The organism is Elusimicrobiota bacterium, from assembly GCA_018816525.1.
GTDB lineage: Bacteria > Elusimicrobiota > Endomicrobiia > CG1-02-37-114 > XYA2-FULL-39-19 > OXYB2-FULL-48-7.
On the sequence record JAHIVV010000057.1, the window covers coordinates 1 to 24159 of the forward strand.

At 40.9% G+C, this 24159-nt stretch carries 23 protein-coding genes and 1 tRNA gene; 20 read left to right on the plus strand and 4 right to left on the minus strand.

Annotation, left to right across the window (positions count from 1 at the left end):
• The 3 genes from KKH91_05550 to KKH91_05560 form a co-directional block, all read right to left on the minus strand.
• The coding region (locus tag KKH91_05550; GenBank protein ID MBU0952270.1) for a redox-regulated ATPase YchF at window positions 1-317 on the minus strand (317 nt) is incomplete at its 3' end.
• An 84-nt stretch (window positions 318-401) separates the two neighbouring features.
• The gene (locus KKH91_05555; GenBank protein ID MBU0952271.1) at window positions 402-1754 is read right to left on the minus strand and encodes an MATE family efflux transporter; all 1353 of its coding nucleotides are present in this window, start codon (window positions 1752-1754) and stop codon (window positions 402-404) included.
• Between the two features lie 154 nt (window positions 1755-1908).
• Window positions 1909-2118, minus strand: a complete 210-nt coding sequence (locus KKH91_05560) for a hypothetical protein (protein ID MBU0952272.1) — start codon at window positions 2116-2118, stop codon at window positions 1909-1911.
• Between the two features lie 376 nt (window positions 2119-2494).
• Between KKH91_05560 and KKH91_05565 the strand changes: the two genes are divergently transcribed.
• The 20 genes from KKH91_05565 (at window position 2495) to bioA (ending at window position 22582) form a co-directional block, all read left to right on the plus strand.
• Window positions 2495-2566: transfer RNA gene (locus KKH91_05565), tRNA-Met, on the plus strand.
• A 34-nt stretch (window positions 2567-2600) separates the two neighbouring features.
• On the plus strand, window positions 2601-4136 hold the full coding sequence (locus tag KKH91_05570; protein ID MBU0952273.1) for an N-acetylmuramoyl-L-alanine amidase: 1536 nt from the start codon (window positions 2601-2603) through the stop codon (window positions 4134-4136).
• A 19-nt stretch (window positions 4137-4155) separates the two neighbouring features.
• Window positions 4156-4998 (plus strand): glutamate racemase, encoded by an 843-nt coding sequence (gene murI / locus KKH91_05575; protein MBU0952274.1) that lies wholly within the window; start codon window positions 4156-4158, stop codon window positions 4996-4998.
• A 58-nt stretch (window positions 4999-5056) separates the two neighbouring features.
• Entirely contained in the window at window positions 5057-5437 is a 381-nt protein-coding gene (queD, locus tag KKH91_05580; protein ID MBU0952275.1) for a 6-carboxytetrahydropterin synthase QueD, read from the plus strand.
• Between the two features lie 43 nt (window positions 5438-5480).
• A complete protein-coding gene (gene queC / locus KKH91_05585; protein ID MBU0952276.1) occupies window positions 5481-6140 on the plus strand; it encodes a 7-cyano-7-deazaguanine synthase QueC in 660 nt (219 codons plus the stop codon).
• A gap of 93 nt (window positions 6141-6233) precedes the next feature.
• On the plus strand, window positions 6234-6626 hold the full coding sequence (gene queF / locus KKH91_05590; GenBank protein MBU0952277.1) for a preQ(1) synthase: 393 nt from the start codon (window positions 6234-6236) through the stop codon (window positions 6624-6626).
• A 10-nt stretch (window positions 6627-6636) separates the two neighbouring features.
• Entirely contained in the window at window positions 6637-8028 is a 1392-nt protein-coding gene (locus KKH91_05595) for a UDP-N-acetylmuramate--L-alanine ligase (protein MBU0952278.1), read from the plus strand.
• Between the two features lie 4 nt (window positions 8029-8032).
• Window positions 8033-8935: a UDP-N-acetylmuramate dehydrogenase gene (murB, locus tag KKH91_05600; protein MBU0952279.1), complete on the plus strand. Its 903-nt coding sequence runs from the start codon at window positions 8033-8035 to the stop codon at window positions 8933-8935.
• 10 nt (window positions 8936-8945) lie between these two features.
• Window positions 8946-9872 (plus strand): D-alanine--D-alanine ligase, encoded by a 927-nt coding sequence (locus KKH91_05605; GenBank protein MBU0952280.1) that lies wholly within the window; start codon window positions 8946-8948, stop codon window positions 9870-9872.
• Between the two features lie 3 nt (window positions 9873-9875).
• Window positions 9876-10736, plus strand: coding sequence for an FtsQ-type POTRA domain-containing protein (locus tag KKH91_05610; protein MBU0952281.1), 861 nt, complete (start codon window positions 9876-9878; stop codon window positions 10734-10736).
• Window positions 10718-11935 (plus strand): cell division protein FtsA, encoded by a 1218-nt coding sequence (gene ftsA / locus KKH91_05615; protein ID MBU0952282.1) that lies wholly within the window; start codon window positions 10718-10720, stop codon window positions 11933-11935. The genes KKH91_05610 and ftsA overlap by 19 nt, the downstream gene beginning before the upstream one ends.
• A gap of 2 nt (window positions 11936-11937) precedes the next feature.
• Window positions 11938-13053 carry a cell division protein FtsZ gene (ftsZ, locus tag KKH91_05620; GenBank protein ID MBU0952283.1) on the plus strand — a complete coding sequence of 372 codons (1116 nt, stop codon included), beginning with the start codon at window positions 11938-11940 and terminating at the stop codon, window positions 13051-13053.
• Window positions 13054-13069: 16 nt separating this feature from the next.
• A complete protein-coding gene (locus KKH91_05625; GenBank protein MBU0952284.1) occupies window positions 13070-14200 on the plus strand; it encodes a PilT/PilU family type 4a pilus ATPase in 1131 nt (376 codons plus the stop codon).
• The gene (locus KKH91_05630; GenBank protein ID MBU0952285.1) at window positions 14200-14853 is read left to right on the plus strand and encodes a polyphenol oxidase family protein; all 654 of its coding nucleotides are present in this window, start codon (window positions 14200-14202) and stop codon (window positions 14851-14853) included. Before KKH91_05625 ends, KKH91_05630 begins: the two co-directional genes overlap by 1 nt.
• A gap of 92 nt (window positions 14854-14945) precedes the next feature.
• Complete coding sequence (locus tag KKH91_05635) at window positions 14946-16235, plus strand: CBS domain-containing protein (GenBank protein MBU0952286.1); 1290 nt, start codon at window positions 14946-14948, stop codon at window positions 16233-16235.
• Window positions 16236-16238: 3 nt separating this feature from the next.
• Window positions 16239-17498 (plus strand): Nramp family divalent metal transporter, encoded by a 1260-nt coding sequence (locus tag KKH91_05640; protein MBU0952287.1) that lies wholly within the window; start codon window positions 16239-16241, stop codon window positions 17496-17498.
• Window positions 17499-17502: 4 nt separating this feature from the next.
• Complete coding sequence (gene bioB / locus KKH91_05645) at window positions 17503-18498, plus strand: biotin synthase BioB (protein MBU0952288.1); 996 nt, start codon at window positions 17503-17505, stop codon at window positions 18496-18498.
• Entirely contained in the window at window positions 18498-19664 is a 1167-nt protein-coding gene (bioF, locus tag KKH91_05650; protein ID MBU0952289.1) for an 8-amino-7-oxononanoate synthase, read from the plus strand. The genes bioB and bioF overlap by 1 nt, the downstream gene beginning before the upstream one ends.
• A 2-nt stretch (window positions 19665-19666) precedes the next feature.
• Entirely contained in the window at window positions 19667-20437 is a 771-nt protein-coding gene (locus tag KKH91_05655) for a methyltransferase domain-containing protein (protein ID MBU0952290.1), read from the plus strand.
• Window positions 20438-20566: 129 nt separating this feature from the next.
• Entirely contained in the window at window positions 20567-22582 is a 2016-nt protein-coding gene (bioA, locus tag KKH91_05660; protein ID MBU0952291.1) for an adenosylmethionine--8-amino-7-oxononanoate transaminase, read from the plus strand.
• Window positions 22583-22743: 161 nt separating this feature from the next.
• Here the strand turns inward: bioA and KKH91_05665 are convergent, their stop codons facing one another.
• Window positions 22744-23973 (minus strand): ATP-binding protein, encoded by a 1230-nt coding sequence (locus tag KKH91_05665; protein ID MBU0952292.1) that lies wholly within the window; start codon window positions 23971-23973, stop codon window positions 22744-22746.
• Window positions 23974-24159 lie beyond the last annotated feature (186 nt).

A 24159-nucleotide genomic window follows, 5' to 3' on the forward strand; every position in this document is an offset into this window, starting at 1 on the left:
AGCGGGTGGAAAACATTGTCATCGGTAAATTGCCTGACAACAATAGCGAACATATCCACTTCTTTTGCTTCCAGGAGCGCCTTAGACTTTTCCTGGGAACCTTTTTCGATCGAAGGAAGTAAATAAAATTCTATTTTTGAATAAGTCTTTTTTTCCGTATTATAAAATTTTGCCAGGTATTCTATGCGCTCGTCGGGCACATTAACAACGCCGATTTCTTCCTTGGACTGCTGGTAGCCGTCCCTCTTTATGCCTGTCAAAAGCGAAAACAGGCTTTTTTTGCCTGCATATTCCAATCCGATAATTCCAACTTTCATAATTTACATCCTTTTTTCTTAAATTCGATATTTAATGATAACAAAAACTGCCAGCACAGTCAACACATCTAACATAAAAAAATATTAGTGGCGCGGGCCGATTCTTTTTTTCCAGCGGCCGCTTCTGTAATACCAGTAATGCAGGAGCAAGCCTATAAAGGCGCTGCTGGGAATTGCCAGCCAGAGGCCGATTTCATTAAGAGAAGTATATTTCGAAAGGGCATATGCAAGGAAAAGGCGCACAAATATCATAGTTATGATAGAAAAAATAAGCATTATTGTCGTGTCTCCGGATCCTCTCACAACCCCCTGGAGAATCACGATGCCCGAAAAAAGAAAATAGGAAAAACTGACAATTCTTGTATATTGCACTGTAAGCATAATTACAGCAGGCTCTTTTGTAAAAATAGACGCGATGAAACGCGGAAACCCATAAATTAACGTAAAGAAAAAAACAGCACAAAAAAACGATAAAACAAAAGATAATTTCATTATGCTTTTTACCCTGTCAAATTTCAAGGCGCCCAGGTTTTGGGCTACCATGGAAGAAACGCTGATACCTATTGCCATTACCGGCATAAAGGCAAGATTATCCAGCTGCATTCCTATGCCGTAAGCGGCGGTAACCAGCGTGCCAAACCCGTTAACCAGCGATACCATGAGCACACCTGCCAAACTTATTACAATCATCTGAAGTGAAATGGGAATACCGATAGTAAATATTTTTTTAATTATGGCCCAGTCAATCGTAAAATCCCACTGCCTTATATTCAGTAAAGCATGTTTTCTTAAAACAAGGAAGTAAGAAACAACTATCATTATGGCGTTGGAAATTATCGTGCCTAAAGCGGAACCGGCAACGCCCATTTTCGGAATGGGCCCGGGGCCGATAATAAGAATGGGAACGATAATTATATTCAAAGTGGTAGACACTATTAAAAGGTAAAGCGGCGTTTTTGCATCCCCCAAGCCTCTTAAAACTCCGCTGAACCAGTTATACATGAAAGTAAAAATCAAACCGGACAGAGTAACCGTTAAAAATATATTGGACATGGGTTTGATTTCATCCGGCGTGTTAAGCAGGCTTAATAATGGTTTACTGAAAATTATTCCAAGTGCAGAAATAAAAATGCAAAGAAAGCCCGTGCTGATGAACGAATTTGTAAGTACTTTCGACAAATATTTCATATTCTTAGACCCAAAAGCATGGCCTACAAGAATATTTGTAGCCATAGCAAGGCCTATTATCGCAGATACAAGCAAAAATATCATAGGGACGGTCGTGGAAACCGCGGCAAACGCCTGGTGTCCTATCAGCCTGCCAACCCAGATAGCGTCAACCACGCTGTACATGGCCTGCAATAAATTTGCCAATAGCATTGGTACAGTGAAATAAACAAGTTGTTTTAATATACTTCCTTCAGTAAAGTCTCTCATTAACCCGTCCAATTCAATTTGATTTTTAGGCAACGGCTTCAAGCGTAACTGGCGAATCCATGGAAAATACCGGTTTTAATGCGCTTAAAAAAATATAGCTATTACAAATAGATTTTTGGTAAATTTGTTTTTCATTGAATCTCCCGACATATGTCTATTTTGAGATTGGCTTACCGCATTTCGGGCATTTTAACGAAGAAGGCCTGAACCCGGGCTTTGACGGAACCGGGGTTTGGCACGAACTGCAAATACCTGCTATACCGCTGGTACCTGAATTGCGCGTTTCGGTTTTGTTTCCGCTGTGATAACTTTTGTCGAAACTGTTTTCTTTTCTGGTAGGGTTTTGAGAATTTCTTGCCGGCATAATTTAGTCTCCTTTGTCTATTATATCGTATTCTCCGCTGAAGGGCCAAAAAAACATTATCCTGAATTTTGCATTAGCGCTTTTATCTACAATCCAGCCTTTTAATATTCACATAGCCAGCTGTTTTTTAACTCAGGTAATTTATTCGCGCAATACGCATTAAACGCAATAAAAAACAGCAATAGCTCAGAAATTCTTTTCCTGGTGTGTTATTTATACAATAAACAGAGCAGTAATTCAAGGCAGAAAAACGGTTCTGAAAAACGGTTCACTTTTAATTCTTAACTGACAATCCTTCTGGAATCCTTCTGAAATACTTCTGAAAAACTTGAAAATTCTCAACCAAAATGTTAGAATAAACGGATAATTTCAAAATGGCTGCGTAGCTCAGTGGTAGAGCAGCGGTTTCATAAGCCGCGCGCCGTGGGTTCGATCCCCTCCGCAGCCAAATCATCCTGAGCGTAGCGAAGGATTCTTCCTTAGTGAAAAAAATTCTCTTTATATCCCTTATTTTTTGTTTTGCGCTGCCGGTTTTCCCGGCAGAAAAAATCCAGGTCATTTCCAACGGGGACCTGAAAGGCTTTTATCGCATCAGGGTTTACAACGATATAAAATATTTTTCGCTTAAAGACATTTCCAATGTCTGTTCCGGCGGAATTAACTGGTATAAGATTTCCGGAAAAGTTGTTTTCACCCTAAACACCCACCACATAACATTTTATCTAAAATCAAAAGACGTTTTAATCGATTCAAACAAATATACCTTGCCGTTTCCCACATATATGGTTTCAAGCGATCTTTACATACCCCTGGATTTTTTCCTGAGCATTAAATTCGCTGAAGCTTCCGGCCACAGGGTCGAATATGACCCGGAACAAAATATTCTAAGTTTTGAAAGCGCGGTCAACGTTTACCCGCCCAGAGTATATTCTTTTGAAGGTTTTACCCAGATCAATTTTGAAATGACTGAAAAACTGGCCTACGATATCCAGAAAAAAGCGAAAAATGACTACCAGGTTGTATTTTTCCGCGGCAAAACAGTTACCGACAAACTTTATTTCCAAAACGACCATATAAAAAATATTTCCATTTCTAATGCGCATAACCAGGCTATGTGCAGGTTTAAACTCACCGACGGCAAACTTGAAATAAAACCAAGCTATCTTGAAAATCCTTTGAGGCTTGTCTTAAATATTTCACCGCCCGGAGTTGAAGTGAGCACATCCGGTTCCGAAGGGCTTGCTATTGCGGGAAGCACTGTCCCCGTAGCGGCAGTTGTTATCCCAAAACCTGAAGAAAAGATACAAACCATTCCCGCGGCTGGTATGCCCGCAAAAGCGCTTACAATAGTCGTTGACGCCGGCCACGGCGGAGACGATCCCGGGGCGGTCGGCCCGAACAACTCCAGGGAAAAAGACATAAACCTGGCCATTGCAAAAGGAGTTGCAAAATTACTTTCCCGGGACGGTTATAAAATAATTCTTACCCGCCAGGACGACACTTTTATCCCTCTTGTCGACAGGACACAAATTGCCAACGAAAACAACGCTAATTTTTTCGTCTCCATACATTGCAATTCAAATTCTAAAAAAAAGCAGCAGGGTTTTGAAATATATTTCCTTTCAGAAAACGCCAGTGACCCCGATGCATCCGCTGTTGTGGCGCGGGAAAACGCTGTTGTAAAGCTTGAAGGAAACCCCACGGTAAAAAAGGAAAAAATTCAAACACTCCTTTGGGCTATGGTAATGAATGAATATATGAATGAGTCTTCGGAGCTTTGTTCTTACATTACCGAAGATGTTACGTCCAGGATAAAAATAAATAACCGCGGAATTAAGCAGGCCGGTTTTTATGTTTTAAGGGGCGCGCAAATGCCGGCGGTACTGATTGAATGCGCCTTTTTGTCCAATCCGAAAGAGGAAATTAAATTACGTACGAGAAAATTCCAGAAAGATATGGCCGACTCTATTTACGCGGGCATAAAAAAGTACATATACAAAAAAAATCTTGACCGGTAGGACCGGTGAGAGAGGAAAAATGAAAGTAAACAACCATCTTCCAGTCGGAGTTTTTGATTCGGGTGTAGGCGGCTTGACAGTTGTAAAAGAAATATTTAAACAACTCCCGAATGAATCCCTGGTATATTTCGGGGACACGGCCCGGGTGCCTTATGGCAACAAATCCAAGGAAGTTGTAGAAAAATTTTCACTTCAAATTCTTAATTTTCTACACAAACAAAGAGTCAAATTAATCGTGGTCGCCTGCAATACGGCGTCGGCCTATGCCCTTGAAACAATCAGAAAAAACACAAAACTGCCTGTTCTGGATGTAATAGAACCGGGAGCAAAAAAAGCAGTTGAAATAACCTGCAATGACAAAATCGGGATAATCGGCACTGAGGGAACTATAAAAAGCCAGGCCTATGACAAAGCGGTTAACAGATTTGCGGATATAAGAGACGTAAGGATCTTTTCCCAGGCCTGCCCGCTGTTTGTTCCTCTTGTCGAAGAAGGCTGGGCCGATGATTCGCATAAAAAAATAGTGAAGGATGTTGCTAAAAAGTATCTTACGCCGCTTAAGCGTTTGAAAATAGATTCCCTAATCCTGGGCTGCACCCATTACCCCTGGCTTGAAAATATTATAGCCGAAATAATGGGCAAGAAGGTAAAACTTGTAAGTTCCGCTTATGAAACAGCATGTTCTGTTAAAGAAACTCTTTACGGCGAAGGGATGCTTTCGGAACTTAAAACTGTACAGCATAAATTTTTCTTCAGTGACGCTCCTGAAAAAGCGATTATGTTCGGAAATAAATATTCCGTTAAATATATGGATGCAACTAACGTAAAAAAAATAGATATAGAGGCTTATAGCCCAAAATAAATAAGGAATGTACCCCATAGCCTTCCAAACGGCTAACATGGGGTATGAAAGAGGTACCATGTACAGCGTAACAATTATCACAAGTTTTTCCGGCGCGCACCATTTAAGAAACTATAAAGGCAAATGCGAAAACCTGCACGGGCATAATTGGAAGGTGGAAACGACTGTTTCCGGTACTGCTCTGAATAAAAGCGGGCTGCTCCTTGATTTTACGGATTTGAAAATAATCGTTAACGAGCTGTTGGAAAATTTCGACCACAAGCACCTGAATAAAGTAAAACCATTTGATAAACTCAACCCGACCTCGGAAATAATAGCAAAATACATCCATAATGAAATAAAAAACCGGATCCAGAATGATTATTCAAAGCTGGAATTGTCAAAAATAAGAATTACCGTTTGGGAAAGCGACAGGCAGTGGGCGAGTTATACAGAATGACACTAAATAGATAATTGGATAAAACAAAAAAGATAATTAGATTATGAAAAAAGCAGTTATATTACTTTCCGGAGGGCTGGATTCTGCAACAGCTCTTTACTATGCGAAAGCCGGGGGTTATAAAACACATTGCCTGATTTTTGATTACGGCCAGAAACACAAAAAAGAAATTGAACAGGCAAAAAAAATAGCAAAAATATCCGGTTCGCAATATTCGGTTATAAAATTTCAACTTCCCTGGAAAGGCAGTTCTTTGACAGACAAAACGAAAAAAATTCCCAGTCATAAATTAAATGAAATAGGCAGGCTGGGAATTTTGCCTTCAACCTATGTGCCTGCAAGAAATACAATTTTCCTTTCTTTCGGGCTTTCTCTGGCAGAAACCATAAAGGCCCGGGCAATTTTCATAGGCGCAAACGCCCTTGATTTCAGCGGTTACCCGGATTGCAGGCCGAAATATTTTTCAGCCTGGTCAAACCTCATAAAATCCCTCGGGCTTCGCAGCAGCAAAATTAAAATTGCAGCGCCGCTTATAGCTAAAACAAAAAGTGAAATAGTAAAACTAGGGCTAAAACTCAAAGTCCCTTATTCTCTTACCTGGTCCTGTTATGCCGGCGGTAAAAAACCGTGCGGGAACTGTGACTCCTGCAAACTTAGAGAAAAAGGTTTTAGCGAACTGAAATTAAATGATCCAAGCAATTAAGAATTATTTTATTACCGGAAAAAAAGTCCTTGCTACAATACGTTTTAATTCCCAACCCTATACAGATGAGGTGAAAAAATGGCTGGAGAAACCATGGGAAAAATAACAAAATTGAATTATGATGTAAGAAAAGTTTACGAAGTAACGCCGGAAGCGCTTCAAGCAATTGCTTATGAGTATCCGGGTAAAAAAATCGAGGTAACTACATCCACCGATGAGTTCACCTGCGTATGCCCCTGGAGCGGCCTGCCGGATTTTGCAAAAATCAGCATTACGTATGTACCGGACAAAAAACTTGTTGAATTGAAATCATTGAAAATGTATTTACAGTCCTACAGAAACGCCGGAATTGTGCACGAAAGCGTTGTAAACAGAATACTTGAAGATTTAGTTAAATGCTGTGCCCCGCAGGAAATGACGGTTGAAGCGCTTTTCAATTCCCGCGGCGGAATAATAACAAAAGTAATCGCAGCATATAAAAAATAGAGGGGAAAAAATGTTTAAACGATTTCAACATATTCACATGATAGGCCTAGGCGGGGTAGGGATGTCGGGAATTTCTGAAGTGCTTATAAACCTGGGCTACAAGGTCAGCGGTTCAGATAAGCTCTGTACTGAAACCACAAAACATCTTGAAAAACTGGGCGCAAAAATATTTTATTGCCATAAAGCGGGCAACGTTAAAAATCCTGATGTGGTCGTCACTTCCACTGCGATAGCAAAAAACAATCCCGAAGTTGTTGAAGCCCATAAGCGTAAAATTCCGGTTATCCCCCGCATAGAAATGCTTGCAGAGATTGCGCGTTTGAAATATACTGTAGCTGTTGCCGGAACCCATGGAAAAACTACTACAACCTCTATGACCTCCCTGGTTCTGCAGTACGGCGGGCTGGACCCCACTGTTGTAATAGGCGGGCGCGTAAAAAATTTCGGATCTTTAGGAGCTAAATTAGGCAAGGGTGATTTTTTAGTAGCAGAAGCTGACGAAAGCGATGGTTCATTCCTTAAACTTTCACCAACGATTACAATTGTCACAAATATTGACGACGATCACCTCGATTATTATAAAACTTTTGAAAACTTGAAAGAAGCTTTTATTAAGCATATAAACAGCATCCCCTTTTACGGATTTGCCATATTATGCGTTAATGACCCCGTTGTCAAATCAATTTTAAACAGAGTAACAAGAAAGTATTTTACTTACGGCCTTGTTCCCCAGGGAACAAATGTGGACGCTGATTTTACTGCAAAAAATATAAAATTAGGGCCCCAGGGCAGCATTTTTGATGTTTATAGCAACAAAAAATTAGTCGGAAATTTCGCTCTAAACGCTTCCGGCGCGCACAATGTCCAAAATGCGCTCTCTTCAATTTGCTGCGGGCTGGAACTGGGAATATCTATCCAGAAAATAAAAAATGCGCTGAAAGATTTTGGCGGCGTAGGCAGGCGCCTGGAAATAAAGGGAAGAATCGGCCTGGCAGGCGAAAAAGAAGAAATTATATTTATAGATGATTACGGGCATCACCCTACGGAAATACTTGCTACGTTAAAAGCCCTGAAAAACAGTTACCCTTCAAAAAGAGTAGCTGCCATCTTCCAGCCGCATAGATATTCGCGCACAAAAATACTTTATAAAAAGTTTGGAAAAGTATTTGGTAACGCGGATCTTGTCCGGCTGTGCGAAATTTACCCGGCCGGCGAGAAACCCTTACCCGGTGTTTCTGCCAAATTAATTTTAAATGAAGTAAAAAAACACCATAAAAATATTCAACTGTTCAATTTTGACAGTTTTGTTAAAGAAATCAGGCCCGGAGATGTAGTATTGACCCTTGGAGCAGGGGACGTCTGGAAATTAAACGGAAAAATCCAGGAATGCGCAAAAAAGTGAACTAGTGAAACTGAAAATAAAACAGGAATTTTCTGGCCGGGGTTTTGAAATAAAATTTGATGAACCCCTTGCGAAACATACAACATTCCGCACTGGCGGGCCCGCGGCGGCTTACCTGGAGGCAAAATCTGTTGAAAATATTGCCGATGCTTTGGCTATTTCAAAAACTAATTCATTTCCTGTTTTTTTTATCGGCGCCGGTTCAAATGTTCTTTTTAGCGATAGCGGTTTTGACGGCATTGTTATCAGGTTAAAAGATAAGTTCGGCGGACTGGAATTTATCGAACAGGCAAATAATATTTTAGTAAAAGCCGGGGCAGGCGTTACATTGCCATTGCTGGTTAAAAAATGCGCGGATTCAGGCGCCTCCGGCCTGGAAGCGCTTGCAGGCGTTCCGGGTACCGTAGGAGGCGCTCTTGTAATGAACGCAGGGACCCGCAGCGGCACTATTTCGGACAAACTTGTAAAAGTTACTATCGTAAACTCAACCGGAGCTTTAGTTGACTTGAAAAAAGAAGAGGTTGTTTTTGATTACAGGCATTCAAGCCTTGAAGGACAGATCATACTGTTTGCGGAATTTCTTTTAGCTAAAACACCAAAAGAAGCTATCGTCAAACGAATTACTGAAAATATGATTAAGCGCTCCGAGACTCAGCCTTTGGGCACCCTTAACGCCGGTTCAATTTTTAAAAATCCCAAAAATAAGCAGGCCGGCAGGATTATCGAAGACTGCGGGCTGAAAGGGTTCAAAATTGGCGGAGCCCAGATCAGCCAGAAGCATGCAAATTTTATTATCAATACCGGCAATGCCAAATCGAGCGATATTTTGCAAATTATCGATACTATAAAAACTAAAGTTAAGGAAAAATTTGGAATTGAACTGGAAACAGAAATAAAAATTGTGTGAAGGACTATTTATGAACGTTAAAAACCTGAAGAGCAAAAGAATCGGCGTGCTGTACGGCGGATGGTCAGCTGAAAGGGAAATCAGCCTGAAAAGCGGCGAAGCTGTCATTAACGCGCTCAAAAAAGGCGGCTACAAGGCCGTTCCCATTGATGTTGACAGGAATTTTGCCACCAAACTTCCCGGATTCAAAATTGATATCGCATTCATAATCCTGCACGGGCCTTTTGGCGAAGACGGTACTATACAGGCCGTACTGCAGACAGCCGGGATTCCCTACACAGGATGCGGCGTTTTATCCAGCGCGCTGGCTATGAACAAAATATTTTCAAAAGAAATTTTTGATTTCAATAAAATCCTCACGCCAGAGTGGACTGTAATCAGCAAAACGCAAACCAAAGACAATAACCTGCGTGTTGAATCGCTGGGTTATCCCTTAGTCGTAAAACCCGCTACGCAGGGCTCGGCTATAGGCGTAACTATTGCAAAAAATAATGCAGAATTCAAAAAAGGATTGCGGCTTGCGCTGAAATTTGACGATCAGATTTTGGTAGAAGAATATATTCCCGGGAAAGAGCTTACTGTAGGCATTCTGGGCAATAAAGTGCTGCCGGTAGTAGAAATTGTTCCCATAAAGGGTAAATTTTACGACTTCAAAGCCAAATATGCAAAAGGCGGCTCAAAACATATTGTCCCGGCCAAGCTTGATAAGGAAACTACAAAACTGGTTCAGGCTGCAGCAAAAAAAGCTTTTGATGCCGTAGGATGCAAGGCAGTTGCGAGAATTGATTTTCGTTTAACGCCCGACAATAAGCCCTACATTCTGGAGATAAATACGCTGCCCGGGCTTACCCAGACATCTTTATTGCCGGATGCTGCAAAAGCCGCGGGTTTCAGTTTTTTAGAAATGGTGCTGGAGATAATAAAGAGCTCTCTATAAATTATGTTTAAACGAAAATCAAAAAGCAGGTTCATTCCCAAGGCAAGGGCCTCAAACAAGTTCACCCCTAGATACAGGCATCATTTCAGGGTAAGGACTAAAATCCTCAGACGAACAGTGTCAAGAACAACAAATAATATTAAGGTCATTTTAACAGCTGGGATTATTTCATTCGGGCTGGTATTCGGCGCTTATAAACTTTACAATTTTCTTTTTATGACAACAAAATTCAACATAAAAAATATCTCGGTTGAGGGCCTCAAATCAATCCCTGAACAAAAATTTTATGAAATCCTGCCGGTTAAACCCGGGGACAACCTTTTTAAAACCTATTTTATGAAAACAGAAAAAAGGATAATAACGGAATTTCCCGTGGTTAAAACACTTTCCATCCGCAGGGACATTCCCGACACGATCAGGTGTATTGTTACTGAAAGAAAACCGGTTGCCTGGCTGAAAGATAACTCTGAAACAAGATTTGTTGACAACGAAAATGTCTGTTTCACGGTTGAAACCAGCACTCCGCAAACGGTGCCATATATTGAAGTTGAATCTGACATTACCCGCAAGCAGGCTGTGCAGTTGCTTGATTACTTGAAATGCAGGAAAAACAATTTGTATTTAAGCACATTAAAATTGTATAATGTGAGGGACCGAGTTACGCTTGTTTTGAACGATAATACAAAGATTTTCTGGGGATTTCCCGATAGGGAAGAATTCGAAGCAAAATTGGATTATCTTGAAAAAACCCTTAAAAAAGCAAAAACAGATTTTGCAAATATCGAGTATATAGACCTCAAACTCTTCCAAGAAGGAAGAATAGTAGTTAAGCCCCGGGAGGCAAGATGGCAAGAGAAGAATTAATTTGCGGCCTGGATATAGGCTCAAGCCAGATAACCTGCGTTGTAGGTAAAACCGATGCCTACAAAGATTCCATAGAAGTTGTTTCCTCATCCAGAATAGCCTGCCGAGGCGTTATCGGCGGGGTGGTAGTAAACATTAATGAAACCGCTTTGGGAGTAAAAAAAGTTATTGAAGAAGCGGAAGAAAAAATTGACGCAATGATCCACGATGTCTATTTAGGCATCCGCGGTTCGCACGTAGAAACAGTAAACAATAAAGGCGTTCACGCTATTTTAAGGACCGACAAAGAAATTACCGCAGAAGATGTCACCAGCGTAATAGAAAATGCAAAAGCGATCCCCATGTCTTCCGACAGGGTTATAATAGACACAATCCCGCAGCAATTTCAGATTGACAGGCAAAAAGGAGTTCACGATCCTACCGGAATGGAAGGCAACCACCTGGAAGTAAATATACATATTATCACCGCATCCAGCACAACTTTAAATAACATTTATAAATCTGTGGCCCAGGCGGGATTTTCGATAATCGAGCCTCCTGTTTACGGGCTTGTTGCCGTTGGCAATGTTGTAGTTACCAATGAAGAAAAAGAGCTTGGCTGCCTGATGGTAGATTTAGGCGGACAGACAACCGGCCTGGTTTTTTACGGTGAAAACTGTATTAAATCCAGCAAAGAACTTACTATAGGCTGCGACTTGATTACAAAAGATATTTCTCACGGATTAAAGACTTCCCTCCTGCAGGCAAAGGAAATTAAGGAGCGCCACGGTGTTGCTTTTCCCAGCATGCTTAAAGGAAATGAAAATATTGATTATATCGGCGTTGACGGCAGGATAATGAAAACAACAAACAGAAAAGAGTTAGCCGAATACATTGCGTCGCGGCTCGAAGAGCTTTTTGAAAAAATATCCGAAGAGATTGAGAACCAGGATATAACACCTCCGGGAATTATTCTTACCGGCGGCGGATCCATGCTTGAAGGTATCGATAAAGCCTGTGAAAAAGTTACGGGCATAGAAACCCGCCTTGGGCTACCGCAGGGCATAAGAGGGCCCAACGAGATAACTTCAAACCCCGCGTTCGCAACAGCAATTGGATTATTGAAATATAGCCCGGGCCAGGAAGAAACCCGCAGGCCGGGAATGAAAAGTATCAGCAGGATGCCCATGTGGCGTAAACTAAGGGACATGTTTAAGTGAAAATAAAATTACGTTTTGATTCTGAACCTTCCAATGATAAAGGCGCCATAATAAAAGTTGTCGGAGTAGGCGGCGCCGGCGGAAATGCCGTTAACAGGATGATTGCAACAGGAGTTAAGGGCGTTGAGTTCATTGTTGCCAATACTGACAAACAGGTTCTTTTAAAATCTGAAGCACCCATAAAAATTCAAATAGGGCCCAAGCTTACCCGCGGGCTGGGTGTCGGCGGAGACCCCGAAAAAGGCAGAAAAGCCGCCGAAGAAAGTTATGAAGAGATTAAAAGCGAGCTAGCCGGCGCAGACATGGTTTTTGTTACGGCGGGCATGGGTAAAGGGACCGGAACCGGCGCGGCTCCTCTGGTCGCAGAAATTGCAAAATCCCTGGGAGCTTTGACGGTGGGCGTAGTAACAAAACCTTTCAGTTTTGAAGGGGACCTAAAAGCAAACCTGGCAGAAGAAGGCATAACAAAAATACGTGAAGTTACAGATACTCTTCTTGTTATACCAAACGCAAAATTAGAAGGAATTAAAGAAAATATAACATTACCTGAAGCATTCCGCCTCGCCGACGATGTTTTAAGGCAGGCAATCCAGTCTATTACCGATGTGATAACTTCAACCGGCGAAATGAATATCGATTTTGCCGACGTTAAAAAAATGATGTCAGGCGCGGGTGAAGCCCACATGGGTGTCGGTGAAGGCGAAGGCCCGACGCGCACAATCGATGCAGTCACGATGGCTTTAAGGTCGCCGCTTTTTGAAAATGTAACCATAGAAGGCGCAAAAGGAGTGCTCGTTAACTTTACAACCGCACCTGACCTTACTTTAGTTGAGTTCACTGAGGCCATGGAATTGATAAAAGAACTCGTAAGTTCCGACGCTATTACGCATTTCGGCCATGTAATAGCGCACGACCTGGGAACAAAGATAAAAGTTACAGTCATAGCTACTGGATTCCCTGTCAGCAAATCTTATGGTTCAAAAAGACGCACAATACTGCCGGCAGAATCTGAAAATAGAAAAAGCAACGCGCCTTCCCTTAACTCCATAAGCATGATTGATTCTGAAGATATGGGAAAACCGGCATATTTACGTTTTAAAAATAGAAAATTAAAATAACTTTTGAGGAAAAACTATGGAACTGTTAACATTATTTGATGAAATGTTAAGAAAAGGCGCTTCCGATATGCATATAAGGGCGAATTCCAGGCCCTATTTGAGAATTGACGGTGATCTTCACCCGATTGATGAAAATGTTATTGTGCAGGGCTCTGAAATTGAACAGATGATTTCAGGTTTGATGAACGAAGGACAAAAAAGAGCATTTTACTCAAAGTATGAATGCGACCTTGCCGTAACCATGGAAAACAAAGGCCGGTTCAGGATAAATGTATATAAACAAAGAGGCGAACTTAATATTGCTATCAGGCATGTTCCTATTCAAATACCTACAATCGAACAATTGGGTTTGCCTAACGTAATTAAAAAACTTGCTGAAAATGACAGAGGGCTGGTGCTGGTAACCGGGCCAACCGGATGTGGAAAATCTTCCACGCTGGCATCAATGATCGACCATGTTAATACAAACTTTGCTTATCACATTATCACGATAGAAGATCCGCTTGAGTTTATTCACAATGATAAAAAATCCATTATCAGCCAGAGAGAACTTAATATAGATACACTTAATTATCCGGAGGCTCTGAAAAATGTCGTTCGCCAGGACCCCGATGTAGTGCTTATCGGAGAGATGCGCGACCTGGATACAATGCAGGCGGCTATGACAGCCGCTCAGCTGGGGCATTTTGTTTTATCTACAATCCACACCATAGATACTATCCAGACTGTAAGCAGGGTTGTTGATATGTTTCCTCCTCACCAGCAAACGCAGATTAGATATCAGTTTGCGGATACGCTTAAAGGCATAATTTCCCAAAGGCTTATACCCAAGGCAAACGGCAAAGGGCTGGTGCCGGCTGTTGAGGTGCTTGTTGCAACGCCGATAGTTAAAAAATATATTGAAGAGAATAATCTTTCCGAACTAAAGAATATAATAAAGCAGGGCCAATATTACGGCATGCAGATGTTTGACCAGGCAATTTTAAAGCTTTATCAGGAAGGAAAAATAAAGCTGGAAGACGGCCTGGCAGCAGCTACCAGCCCGGAAGACCTGCTGCTTTCTGTCAGAGGAATCCAGTCCTCTGTTGAATCAGCGACTGTTATTACTTCAGGCATAACCCTGGAACGCTTTGATAATAAGAAGTAATGTGGAAGACCGAAGGCAACCTCGCATTCAGTACGCTCATCTCATGCTTCGATTCGCGGATAACCCATTTCACTACAACAAAACTTTCAGGAAATATTACCCACCCCTTATTAACTTCATCCAAACAAGTCCACGATAAAAAAATAAAAATTGTTAAGAGTATTTCCGATGCGCATAGCTATGAAGGCTATGACGGTTTTATTACCGGAGTAAAAGGAATTCCTTTAGGAATTTTTACAGCTGACTGCGTTTCTGTGTTTCTGGCGGAAAAATCCGGTAAGTGCGCCGCAATTTTACACGCCGGCTGGAAAGGGCTGTATACTGGAATTATAGAAAATGGCGTAGAAATGCTTTTAGAAAATTTTGGGGTTGAAAGTTCTGGCCTTGTTGCTGCGATTGGGCCGCATATCTGTGAAAAATGCTATGAAGTTGGCGAGGAATTCGCCGGATATTTCCCCAATAGTTACAAAAACGGTTATTTAAACTTATCAAATGAAGCTATTTTGCGCTTGAAAGCAAAAAACATTCCTGAAAATAATATTGATTGTATCGACTCCAAAGATTTCTGCACTTTACACAACCCTAATCTGTTTTTTTCCTACCGCCAAGGTGAAAAAACCTCAAGAATGCTCTCCCTCATAATGTTAAAATAAAGAATTATTTCCGTTGATTTTGCTTATTTAAATTTATATAATCACATATCCTTTTTGAACACAATTTAAAGACGCTATAATTGCCGGGAAACATGGTAAAAATTCCATCATTAGAAAATAGAAACTTTATTTTTCTGTCCGAATTGATTGGCCTGCCTGTCTTTGATAACAAAACCCAGAAAAAAATAGGAACCATCCAGGATTTATCAGCCACCACAAAAGAAGTATATCCCAGAATCACCGGCCTGCTTGTCCAGGACGGCAAAAAATACTACTTCCCCTGGTCAAAAGTTGCCTCTTTGGAATATAATGTAGTAGTGGTAAAGGATATCGAAGAAACAGACAGAAGAGAATTCAATCCTACCGAATGCGACATACTGCTGAAAGAAACTTTCTGGGACAAACAAATCGTTAACATATCCGGCTCAAACCTGGTACGCGTAAACGACCTGCACATGCTCAAAGAAAACGCAAACCTGTGGGTAGCGCACGTTGATGTGGGTTTTCGCGGATTATTAAGGCGGCTGGGCTGGGAAGAAACTTTTTGCTCTGTTTCTGAATGGCTTTTTTCCTACAAAATTGAAAATAATCTTATTTCCTGGAAATTTGTCCAGTCTACAGGAACGGACACTGCCTGCTTTCCTATGAAACTACAGCTTTCTCACGAAAAATTATCCGAAATTCACCCTGTAGACCTGGCAGAAATCCTTATGGACCTGGGGCTCAACGAAAGAATAACCATTTTCCGTTCGATGAACACAGTCATAGCTGCACGAACCCTGCAAGAGCTTCCAAGAAAAGTACAGATTGAACTGCTTGAATCGCTGACAAAAGAACAAGTTGTAAACATTTTGTCAGAAATGCCTGTTGACGAAGTTGTTGACCTTTTAGGCAGCCTTTCAGAAAAAGCCCAGCATTCAATTCTTTATAATATGAAAAAAGACAGGGCTAACGAGATTCGCAGCCTGCTCACGCATTCGGAAAAAGTAGCCGGCGCTTTAATGAATACCGATTTTATCGCCGTACCCGCAACCTGGACAGTAGAACAGGCCTTGAACCTTGTAAAAGAACGCAGCAAGACAGCTGAAAATCTTTATTATCTTTACGCAGTTGACAATAAAGAAACCCTTGTGGGGGCTCTTACATTGAGGCAGCTTTTCCAAAATGAACCAACCCGCCAGATTGCAGAAATCATGAAGAAACGCGTGCTCAAAGCCAAAATAGACACCAACAGAAAAAAAGTAGCGGTGTTATTCGTAAAATATAATTTCAATGTCCTTCCTGTTGTAGACAAACAAAATAAATTGAAAGGCATCATCACGATAAAGGACGCCCTTGAAGCCGCTTATCCTGAAATAAAAGAAGACGCGGAAGTGAAATAACCCATGAAATTTGCGCTGCCCTTAAAACAAAGGCATTTCTTTAAGAGAATCTGGATTTTCTTCGCCATAATGGGCCCGGGAATTATAACCGCAAACGTAGACAATGACGCAGGCGGCATCACCACTTATTCCCTTTGCGGCGCTAATTTCGGTTACTCCATGCTCTGGAGTCTGATACCGATAACCTTCTTCCTCATAATAGTGCAGGAAATGTGCAACCGCATGGGCGTGGTCACCGGGAAAGGCCTCGCGGGGCTTATACGCGAAAAATTCGGCGTAAAACTGACATTTTATTTGATGTTGGGCATATTGCTTACAAATTTCGGAAATATCCTGGGAGAGTTCGCAGGTATTGCTTCCAGCATGGAAATCTTCGGTATTAATAAATATATTTCCGTCCCTCTTGCCGTAGTTATTGTATGGTCCCTGGTTATAAAAGGCACTTACCGCTCTGTCGAGAAAATATTCCTTGTTGCCTGCGTGTTTTATGTTTCATATATAATTTCCGGTTTTCTTGCCAAGCCTGCGTGGGGCCAGGTTATGAAAGAGTTCGTAGTCCCTACCGTAAACCTTCAGCCCAGCTTTCTCACTATGTTAGTCGGTGTGCTCGGTACTACCATTGCTCCCTGGATGCAGTTTTACCAGCAGGCGGCAGTTGTCGAAAAGGGCGTAAAATTGCAGGAATATGAATATTCCAAATGGGATACTATTGTCGGCTGTGTAATGGTAAATTTGGTGGCTTTCTTTATAGTTGTCGTGTGCGGCACGGTATTATTTCAGGGAATCGGCATGCATCCTATCCAAACAGCCGCTGACGCAGCAAAAGCCTTGAAACCTCTTGCCGGGGAATATTGCGCGTCTCTTTTTGCTTTTGGTTTGCTCAACGCTTCACTTTTTGCGGCGTCAATTTTGCCGTTATCAACAGTTTTCATTATCTGTGAGAGTTTCGGCTGGGAAATAGGCGTCAATAAAACTTTTGCGGAAGCCCCCCAATTCTACGGCTTATATACTTTTCTTCTGTTATTCGGCGCAACAATTATTTTATTGCCGGGAATTCCGCTGATACCGATAATGTTTTTTTCACAGGTTATAAACGGGTTGGCGCTTCCTTTTGTGCTTGTGTTTATGATTATACTTATAAATGACCACAAAATCATGGGTAATTATAAAAGCGGTAAAATTCATAATTTCCTGACCTGGCTTCTGACGATTATTGCCTCCGTATTGGGAATTCTCGCTATTTTCACTTCACTAATCGGTTAATTAAATGAACATTCTAAAACTTACTCAAAAACTAAACGACAGTAATTTCCCAAAAGAAGGGATTTCTTTTGACGAAGCTTTAGGCCTTATTGATATAAAAAATGAAGATTTATATTTTCTTCTCGCGCTGGCAAACAAAGTGCGCGAAAAATTCCGCGGCAACAAAGTAAACTTATGCGCGCTTACAAGCGCAAAGTCAGGCAATTGCCCCGAAGACTGCGCTTTCTGTTCACAATCATCCCGGCACAATTCCAATGCGCCGGAATACCCTCTTATTTCTGAAGAGGAAATTTTGAACCAGGCAAGAAAAACAATTAAGGAAACCAAAACAGACAGGTTCTGTATTGTAATCAGCGGGCGCGGCGTAAATGAGGAAAAAGATTTGCAGGTTATATGTAACGCGATTAAAAGCGTCAAGGCAGAATTTCCTAATATTAAACTTGACGCTTCGCTTGGTTTCATATCCGAAGACGGCATAAAAAGATTAAAACAAGCCGGGCTTTCAAGGTTTAATCACAATCTTGAAACGGCGGAAAGTTATTTCGGTTCGGTCTGTACAACACACAAGCATTCCGATAGGGTTAAAACTATAAAGAATTTAAAAAAAGCGGGGCTGGAAGTGTGTGTTGGCGGAATAATAGGGCTGGGTGAAACTCCCGGGCAAAGAATTGAACTGGCCTTCGAACTCAAAAACCTTGATGTAGATTGCATACCAATAAATTTTTTAAACCCCGTTCCCGGGACAAAATTCGAAAAGAATCCTATAATTCCACCTCTTGAACTTCTGAAATATATTGCAATATTCCGTTTAATCATGCCTGATAAAGAAATCAGGGTTTGCGGCGGCAGGCAGGCAAATCTTAAAAATCTGCAATCTATGATTTTTCCTGCAGGCGCGGACGCAATTATAATTGGAAACTACCTCACCACTCCAGGCAGTTCCCCGGACGATGATATAAATATGATCAAATCAATGGGACTTGAGATATCCCAAAACTAATGGAAATCCTAAAGAAAGAATTGCAGGAAATTGAAAGCAAGGGCCTGCTCAGAAAACTAAAACTTCTTGAAGGCGCCCAGGAAGCAAAGGTAATTGTTGAAGGCAAAGAAGTTTTAAACTTGTGCTCAAACAACTATCTTGGGCTTGCCAATGATGCCCGTTTAAAAAAAGCTGCTCAGGAAGCCATAAAAACCTATGGGATCGGCTCGGGCGCATCCAGGCTGATTACCGGCAATATGGAACTGCACCAGCAATTGGAGAAAAAAATCGCCGAGTTCAAAGGAGCGCAAGCAGCGCTTCTTTTTAATACCGGGTATATGGCAAATGCAGGAATTATCTCAGCCCTGATGACCCGAGATGATGTTATTTTTTCTGATAAACTCAACCACGCTTCAATAGTTGACGGGATTATTTTAAGCCGCGCAGAGTTTAAGCGTTATGCCCATAAAGATGTGAAAATGCTTGAGAAAATGCTGGAAAGTTCTAAAGGATTCAAGAAAAAACTGATAATTACTGATTCAATTTTCAGTATGGACGGCGATATTGCCCCGCTTACTGAAATTGCTGATTTGGCAGAGAAGTACGATGCCTGGGTTTTTGTTGACGAGGCTCATGCTACGGGTGTTTTAGGCAAAAACGGCAGAGGAGCTATTGAATATTTTGCCTTGGAAGAGACCCTAGACATACAGATGGGCACATTGAGCAAAGCTGTGGGCACTTTCGGCGCTTTTGTGTGCGGAAGCAGGCATTTTATTGATTATTTAATAAATAAATCGCGGCCGTTCATTTATTCAACTGCGCTTCCCCCTGCAATATGCGCTTCTTCTATTGTTGCGCTGGATATTATTAAAAATGAGCCGCAGCGCAGGCAAAGATTATTGGATAATGCCGAGTTTATGAGAACAGGTTTGAAAAACCTTGGGTTTGATACTCTGAGTTCACAGACACCGATTATTCCTATAGTGACAAAAACTATTGAAAAGACAGTTCATTTCAGCAGAAAGTTGTTTGATGAAGGGATTTTTGCGCAGGGTATCAGGCCTCCGACGGTTCCGGAGGGCAAATCCCGCCTGCGCGTCACCGCCACATCGGAACATTCCAAACAGGCTTTACAAAACGCTTTAGATATATTCAGAAATATCGGAAAAGAATTAGAGGTAATTTAAACATGGACAAGCAGAAGGTTAGGCAGCATTTTTCATCGATTGCGACAGTGTATGATAAGTTTGCTTCTCCCCAAAAAAAATGGGGCGACAAGCTTAGTTCGTCTATCGCAAACGATACCGGTGTTAAAACCGTACTGGATATCGGCATGGGCACAGGCTGTCTAGCCATTGAACTCTCTAAAATATTTAAAGGCGCAAAAATATACGGCTGTGATTTTTCTACATCCATGGTAGAATACGCTAAAGACAAAATAAAAAAAGCAAAATTATCAAATTTCGTATTTGCCGAATCAGATTTTGAAAATATGCCCTACAAAGACAACTATTTTGATATAGCTTTCTCAAATATGTCCCTGCACTGGTCCTCAAATCTTAAAACTGCCTTAAAAGAAGCTTTGAGAGTCGTAAAAAAAGAAGGAAATTTCTATTTTACAATCCCTGGCAAAAACACTTTGCAGGAAATCAAAAAACTCTTCGAAGAAAATAGCATTAACTGGGGCGCAACTCATAACTTTACAGATAAAAAAAGTTTAACATCGCTTTTAAAGGAACTGGGCTGTGAAAACCCTGCCCTGGAAGTATCGGAAGAAAAAATTTCGTTTAAAGATTTCCTTTCTTTCCTTAACTGGCTTAAACTTACCGGCGCAAATACCGGCGTTGATACCGGGCTTAACGGCCTTTCAACAGGCAAGAAATTGATAGCTTTAAATAAAAAAAATAATTCTAAATTCGATGTAACCTTTGAAATTCTTTTTGTGAGGGCACGTAAATGAAAACAAACTTTAGTATCGGCGGCAAGACTACAGTTTTGATTATCAGATTCATTATGCGGGAGGGCCCATGAAGAATTTTATTTTTCTTACTACTGCTTCTCAAGTTAAAGGTAAACCAGGCAAATAAACATGAACCGCGGGATATTTGTGGTTGGAACTGATACAGGTGTCGGGAAAACGTTTATTGCTGCGGCAATTGCGGCTGGTTTGAAAAACCGCGGTATTAATGTCGGAGTTATGAAACCTGTTCAATCCGGCGGGACGGACGCACAAACCCTTATAAAAGCTGCCGGAGTAAATGATCCGCTTGATTTAGTTTGTCCCTACTCTTTTAAAACGCCTGTTGCACCTGAACTTGCATCGAAACTTGAAAAACACACCATCTCAATTGAGAAAATTGAAAAATCATTCCAAATTTTAAACCAAAAACATGATTTTATGGTTGTTGAAGGCGCCGGCGGGTTTTATGTTCCTTTAAATGATGATTATTTAATCAGTGACCTTGTTGCGGATTTAGGTTTGCCTGTTGTTATTGTTTCCCGCTTAGGGCTTGGAACTATAAACCATACATTGCTCACTATTGAAGCCTGCAAACAAAAAGGAATTGAAATACTAGGAATAATCTTCAATCAAACCGAAAACAAATCTTTATCAATAACCGAAAAAACTAATCCGCAGACAATATCCAAATTATCCGGCATACCAATTTTGGGAATAATTAAATATTCAAAAAATGTGAAATTAAATTTAAGCCCATTCTTACATACAACTCTAAAAAATAAAAAATACCTCAAAGAATGGGACAAAAAGTATATCTGGCATCCGTTTACACAAATGCAAGATTACGAAAAAGAAAAACCAATTATCATTGAAGAAGGCAAAGGTTCCTACATAAAAGATACTGACGGCAAGCGGTATCTTGATGGTGTATCATCGCTTTGGGTGAATGTGCACGGCCACAGAAAAAAAGAACTTGATGAATCCATTAGAAAACAATTGAATAGAGTTGCGCACTCAACACTCCTTGGATTAGGCAACATTCCTTCAATTGAACTCGCAAAAAAACTCATTGAAATTGCGCCTAAAGGCCTGAAAAAAGTTTTCTATTCCGATAGCGGCTCAACAGCGGTGGAAATTGCCCTAAAAATGGCTTTTCAATATTGCCAGCAAACCGGACAAAAGAAAAAAACCAAGTTTATTTCCTTTGTTAACGCCTATCACGGCGATACAGTCGGTTCGGTTAGCGTCGGCGGAATGGATTTATTCCATAAAATTTATAAACCGCTGTTATTTAATACAATAAAATTAAATGCGCCCTATTGTTATAAATGCCACTTGGGCCTAAATTATCCAAATTGTAAATTAAAATGCGTAAATGAACTTGAAAATACATTAAAAAAACAACATCGAGAAATTGCCGGGCTTATTATTGAGCCGCTTATCCAGGGCGCGGCAGGAATGCTGACCCAGCCCCAGGGGTATATAAGGAAGGTTCGTGAGCTTTGCACTAAATACAGCGTGCTTATGCTAGCTGATGAAGTTGCTACAGGTTTCGGCAGAACAGGCAAAATGTTTGCCTGCGAACATGAAAATATATCACCGGATATAATGTGCGTGGCAAAATCAATTACGGGGGGTTATCTCCCCCTGGCGGCGACATTGACTACGCAGGAAATCTATAATGGCTTTCTCGGAGATTCCTCCGAACAAAAAACATTTTTCCACGGCCATACTTATACCGGCAATCCGCTTGCGTGCGCTGTCGCTATTGCCAGCCTGGAACTTTATAAAAAAGAAAAACTGATTTCAAAATTACACAGTAAAATTTCTTTCTTGCGCAATGAACTCAAAAGATTCAATCAGCTTGAGCATGCCGGGGATATCAGGCAACAGGGCATGATGGTTGGAATCGAGCTGGTTAAAGATAAAACTACAAAGAAAGAATATGGCTGGGAAGAAAAAATTGGTATTAGAGTTGTTAACGAAGCAAGAAAACATGGAGTGATTTTACGGCCGCTAGGCTCTGTAATCGTCCTTATGCCGCCCTTAAATATTTCCACAAAAGAATTAAAAACCCTTCTTGACGCAACCTTTAAATCAATAAAAACGACTACTGTTAATTTATGCAATCCCCTTGAATTGTAAGTATTGAAGTATTTCGTTCCGCAGGGAACAACTATAAGCGAGCTTAAAACAAGCATTTACAATATTGCGGGAGAACTGGTTTACGAATTCCCTGCAGACACTAATCTATCAGGCGGTTGTTGTGCGCGCGCGGCGTTTATGTAACCTCCGGGAGCGCTCTTCTATAAATCCATCCAGGGGATAGCGGTAATATTAGGGGCTAACATTTCTTTTTTGTTTCCTAGGGTGATTACATACCCATGTTTAGCTATATTTTTGTAATCCTGTAAAAAAATCCTTAATCCCTTGATTTCTGAAAGGCTTATATTGGCAGAGCTTTTAATTTCAACAGGAATAACCTCATCACCCATATCAATAATACAATCAACTTCTGCTCCGGCAGAGGTTCGCCAAAAACAGACTTTATAACTTTTATTCAATGCCCTGATCCGCCTTATTATTTCCAGGACAACCGCATGTTCAAAAAGTATCCCTTTTTGCGCATTAACCAGCTTGCTGTTCATGGGCAAACGCGCAAGAACATTCCTTACGCCTAAATCGAAAAAATAGTATTTCGGCAAAGATAATATTCTTTTCCTGGCATTTTTTAGGTATGGCTCAACTTTTTCGGCTACAAGCGTATCAATCAGAACATTATAAAATTCCTTTATTGCAGGATGGCTTACGCCGGACTCGTTTGAAAGTTTTGTTAAGTTTGGGCTATTCCCGGATTCAGCTGCGGCCAACTCGAGAAAACGTGAAAAAGCCCCCAGCTTCCTGCTTAAAGCTTCTGCCCTGATTTCTTCTTCCAAATAAGTTTCTGCGTAGGCCTTAAGAAAATCTTCCCTGTCACTTTCAGGCAATAATGCTATTCCGGGCAATGAGCCGAATACCAGGGAATCTTCAAAAGAATATTTTAAATCCTTGTTTATATTGTATGTTTCAATACCCGAAATGTTTCCTTTTCTAACCAATCCAAGCTCGCCCCACAACAAAGGGTCAAGATGAAACCGTTTCAGGCGCCCGGGAAGAAGATTCGCCGAACTGCGTTTCAGTTTTCTTGCCGAAGACCCGGTTATTATAAAAGAGGCTTTATTGTCATCTATCAAATACTGGACTGAATCTAGTATTTCCGGAATCTTTTGAGCTTCATCTATGAAAACAACCGGTTTTTTTTCAAGAGCCTGTATTTGATTTATCAATTTTGAGGGGTTAGCTTCTAAATCTATGCGGACAGATGGGTTTTGGAGAGGGTATTCGGCTGTATTTTCGCATTCCTTTAAGGCTTTTTTTACTAATGTAGTTTTACCCACCTGGCGCGGGCCCAAAATTAACGCTGAATACTTTTTCTTTAAAAGCCCTGAAATGCTTGAATCTAAATACCGTAATAATGGTTTGTTTTTACCTTGCATATTGAAAGTATAGTTTAAATATTAACATTTGTCAATAGTAGAATATGGCCCAAGAACCGATATTGATTTTGGATCTTCTCCAAATCAGCAATTTCTTCTGAAAAAAAATGTTAAAATACCATTACATAGTTCAAACCTGGGAGGAATTTTGTCTTACTTCACCAAATTTCCGGGTAGTTAACCGCA

Coding starts and splice junctions, on each gene's coding strand:
- KKH91_05555 (MBU0952271.1), bottom strand. CDS start 1,754: ATGAGAGACTTTACTGAAGGAAGTATATTAAAACAACTTGTTTATTTC.
- KKH91_05560 (MBU0952272.1), bottom strand. CDS start 2,118: ATGCCGGCAAGAAATTCTCAAAACCCTACCAGAAAAGAAAACAGTTTC.
- murI (MBU0952274.1), top strand. CDS start 4,156: ATGAAAGTAAACAACCATCTTCCAGTCGGAGTTTTTGATTCGGGTGTA.
- queD (MBU0952275.1), top strand. CDS start 5,057: ATGTACAGCGTAACAATTATCACAAGTTTTTCCGGCGCGCACCATTTA.
- queC (MBU0952276.1), top strand. CDS start 5,481: ATGAAAAAAGCAGTTATATTACTTTCCGGAGGGCTGGATTCTGCAACA.
- queF (MBU0952277.1), top strand. CDS start 6,234: ATGGGAAAAATAACAAAATTGAATTATGATGTAAGAAAAGTTTACGAA.
- KKH91_05595 (MBU0952278.1), top strand. CDS start 6,637: ATGTTTAAACGATTTCAACATATTCACATGATAGGCCTAGGCGGGGTA.
- KKH91_05605 (MBU0952280.1), top strand. CDS start 8,946: ATGAACGTTAAAAACCTGAAGAGCAAAAGAATCGGCGTGCTGTACGGC.
- KKH91_05610 (MBU0952281.1), top strand. CDS start 9,876: ATGTTTAAACGAAAATCAAAAAGCAGGTTCATTCCCAAGGCAAGGGCC.
- ftsA (MBU0952282.1), top strand. CDS start 10,718: ATGGCAAGAGAAGAATTAATTTGCGGCCTGGATATAGGCTCAAGCCAG.
- KKH91_05625 (MBU0952284.1), top strand. CDS start 13,070: ATGGAACTGTTAACATTATTTGATGAAATGTTAAGAAAAGGCGCTTCC.
- KKH91_05630 (MBU0952285.1), top strand. CDS start 14,200: ATGTGGAAGACCGAAGGCAACCTCGCATTCAGTACGCTCATCTCATGC.
- KKH91_05635 (MBU0952286.1), top strand. CDS start 14,946: ATGGTAAAAATTCCATCATTAGAAAATAGAAACTTTATTTTTCTGTCC.
- KKH91_05640 (MBU0952287.1), top strand. CDS start 16,239: ATGAAATTTGCGCTGCCCTTAAAACAAAGGCATTTCTTTAAGAGAATC.
- bioB (MBU0952288.1), top strand. CDS start 17,503: ATGAACATTCTAAAACTTACTCAAAAACTAAACGACAGTAATTTCCCA.
- bioF (MBU0952289.1), top strand. CDS start 18,498: ATGGAAATCCTAAAGAAAGAATTGCAGGAAATTGAAAGCAAGGGCCTG.
- KKH91_05655 (MBU0952290.1), top strand. CDS start 19,667: ATGGACAAGCAGAAGGTTAGGCAGCATTTTTCATCGATTGCGACAGTG.
- bioA (MBU0952291.1), top strand. CDS start 20,567: ATGAACCGCGGGATATTTGTGGTTGGAACTGATACAGGTGTCGGGAAA.
- KKH91_05665 (MBU0952292.1), bottom strand. CDS start 23,973: ATGCAAGGTAAAAACAAACCATTATTACGGTATTTAGATTCAAGCATT.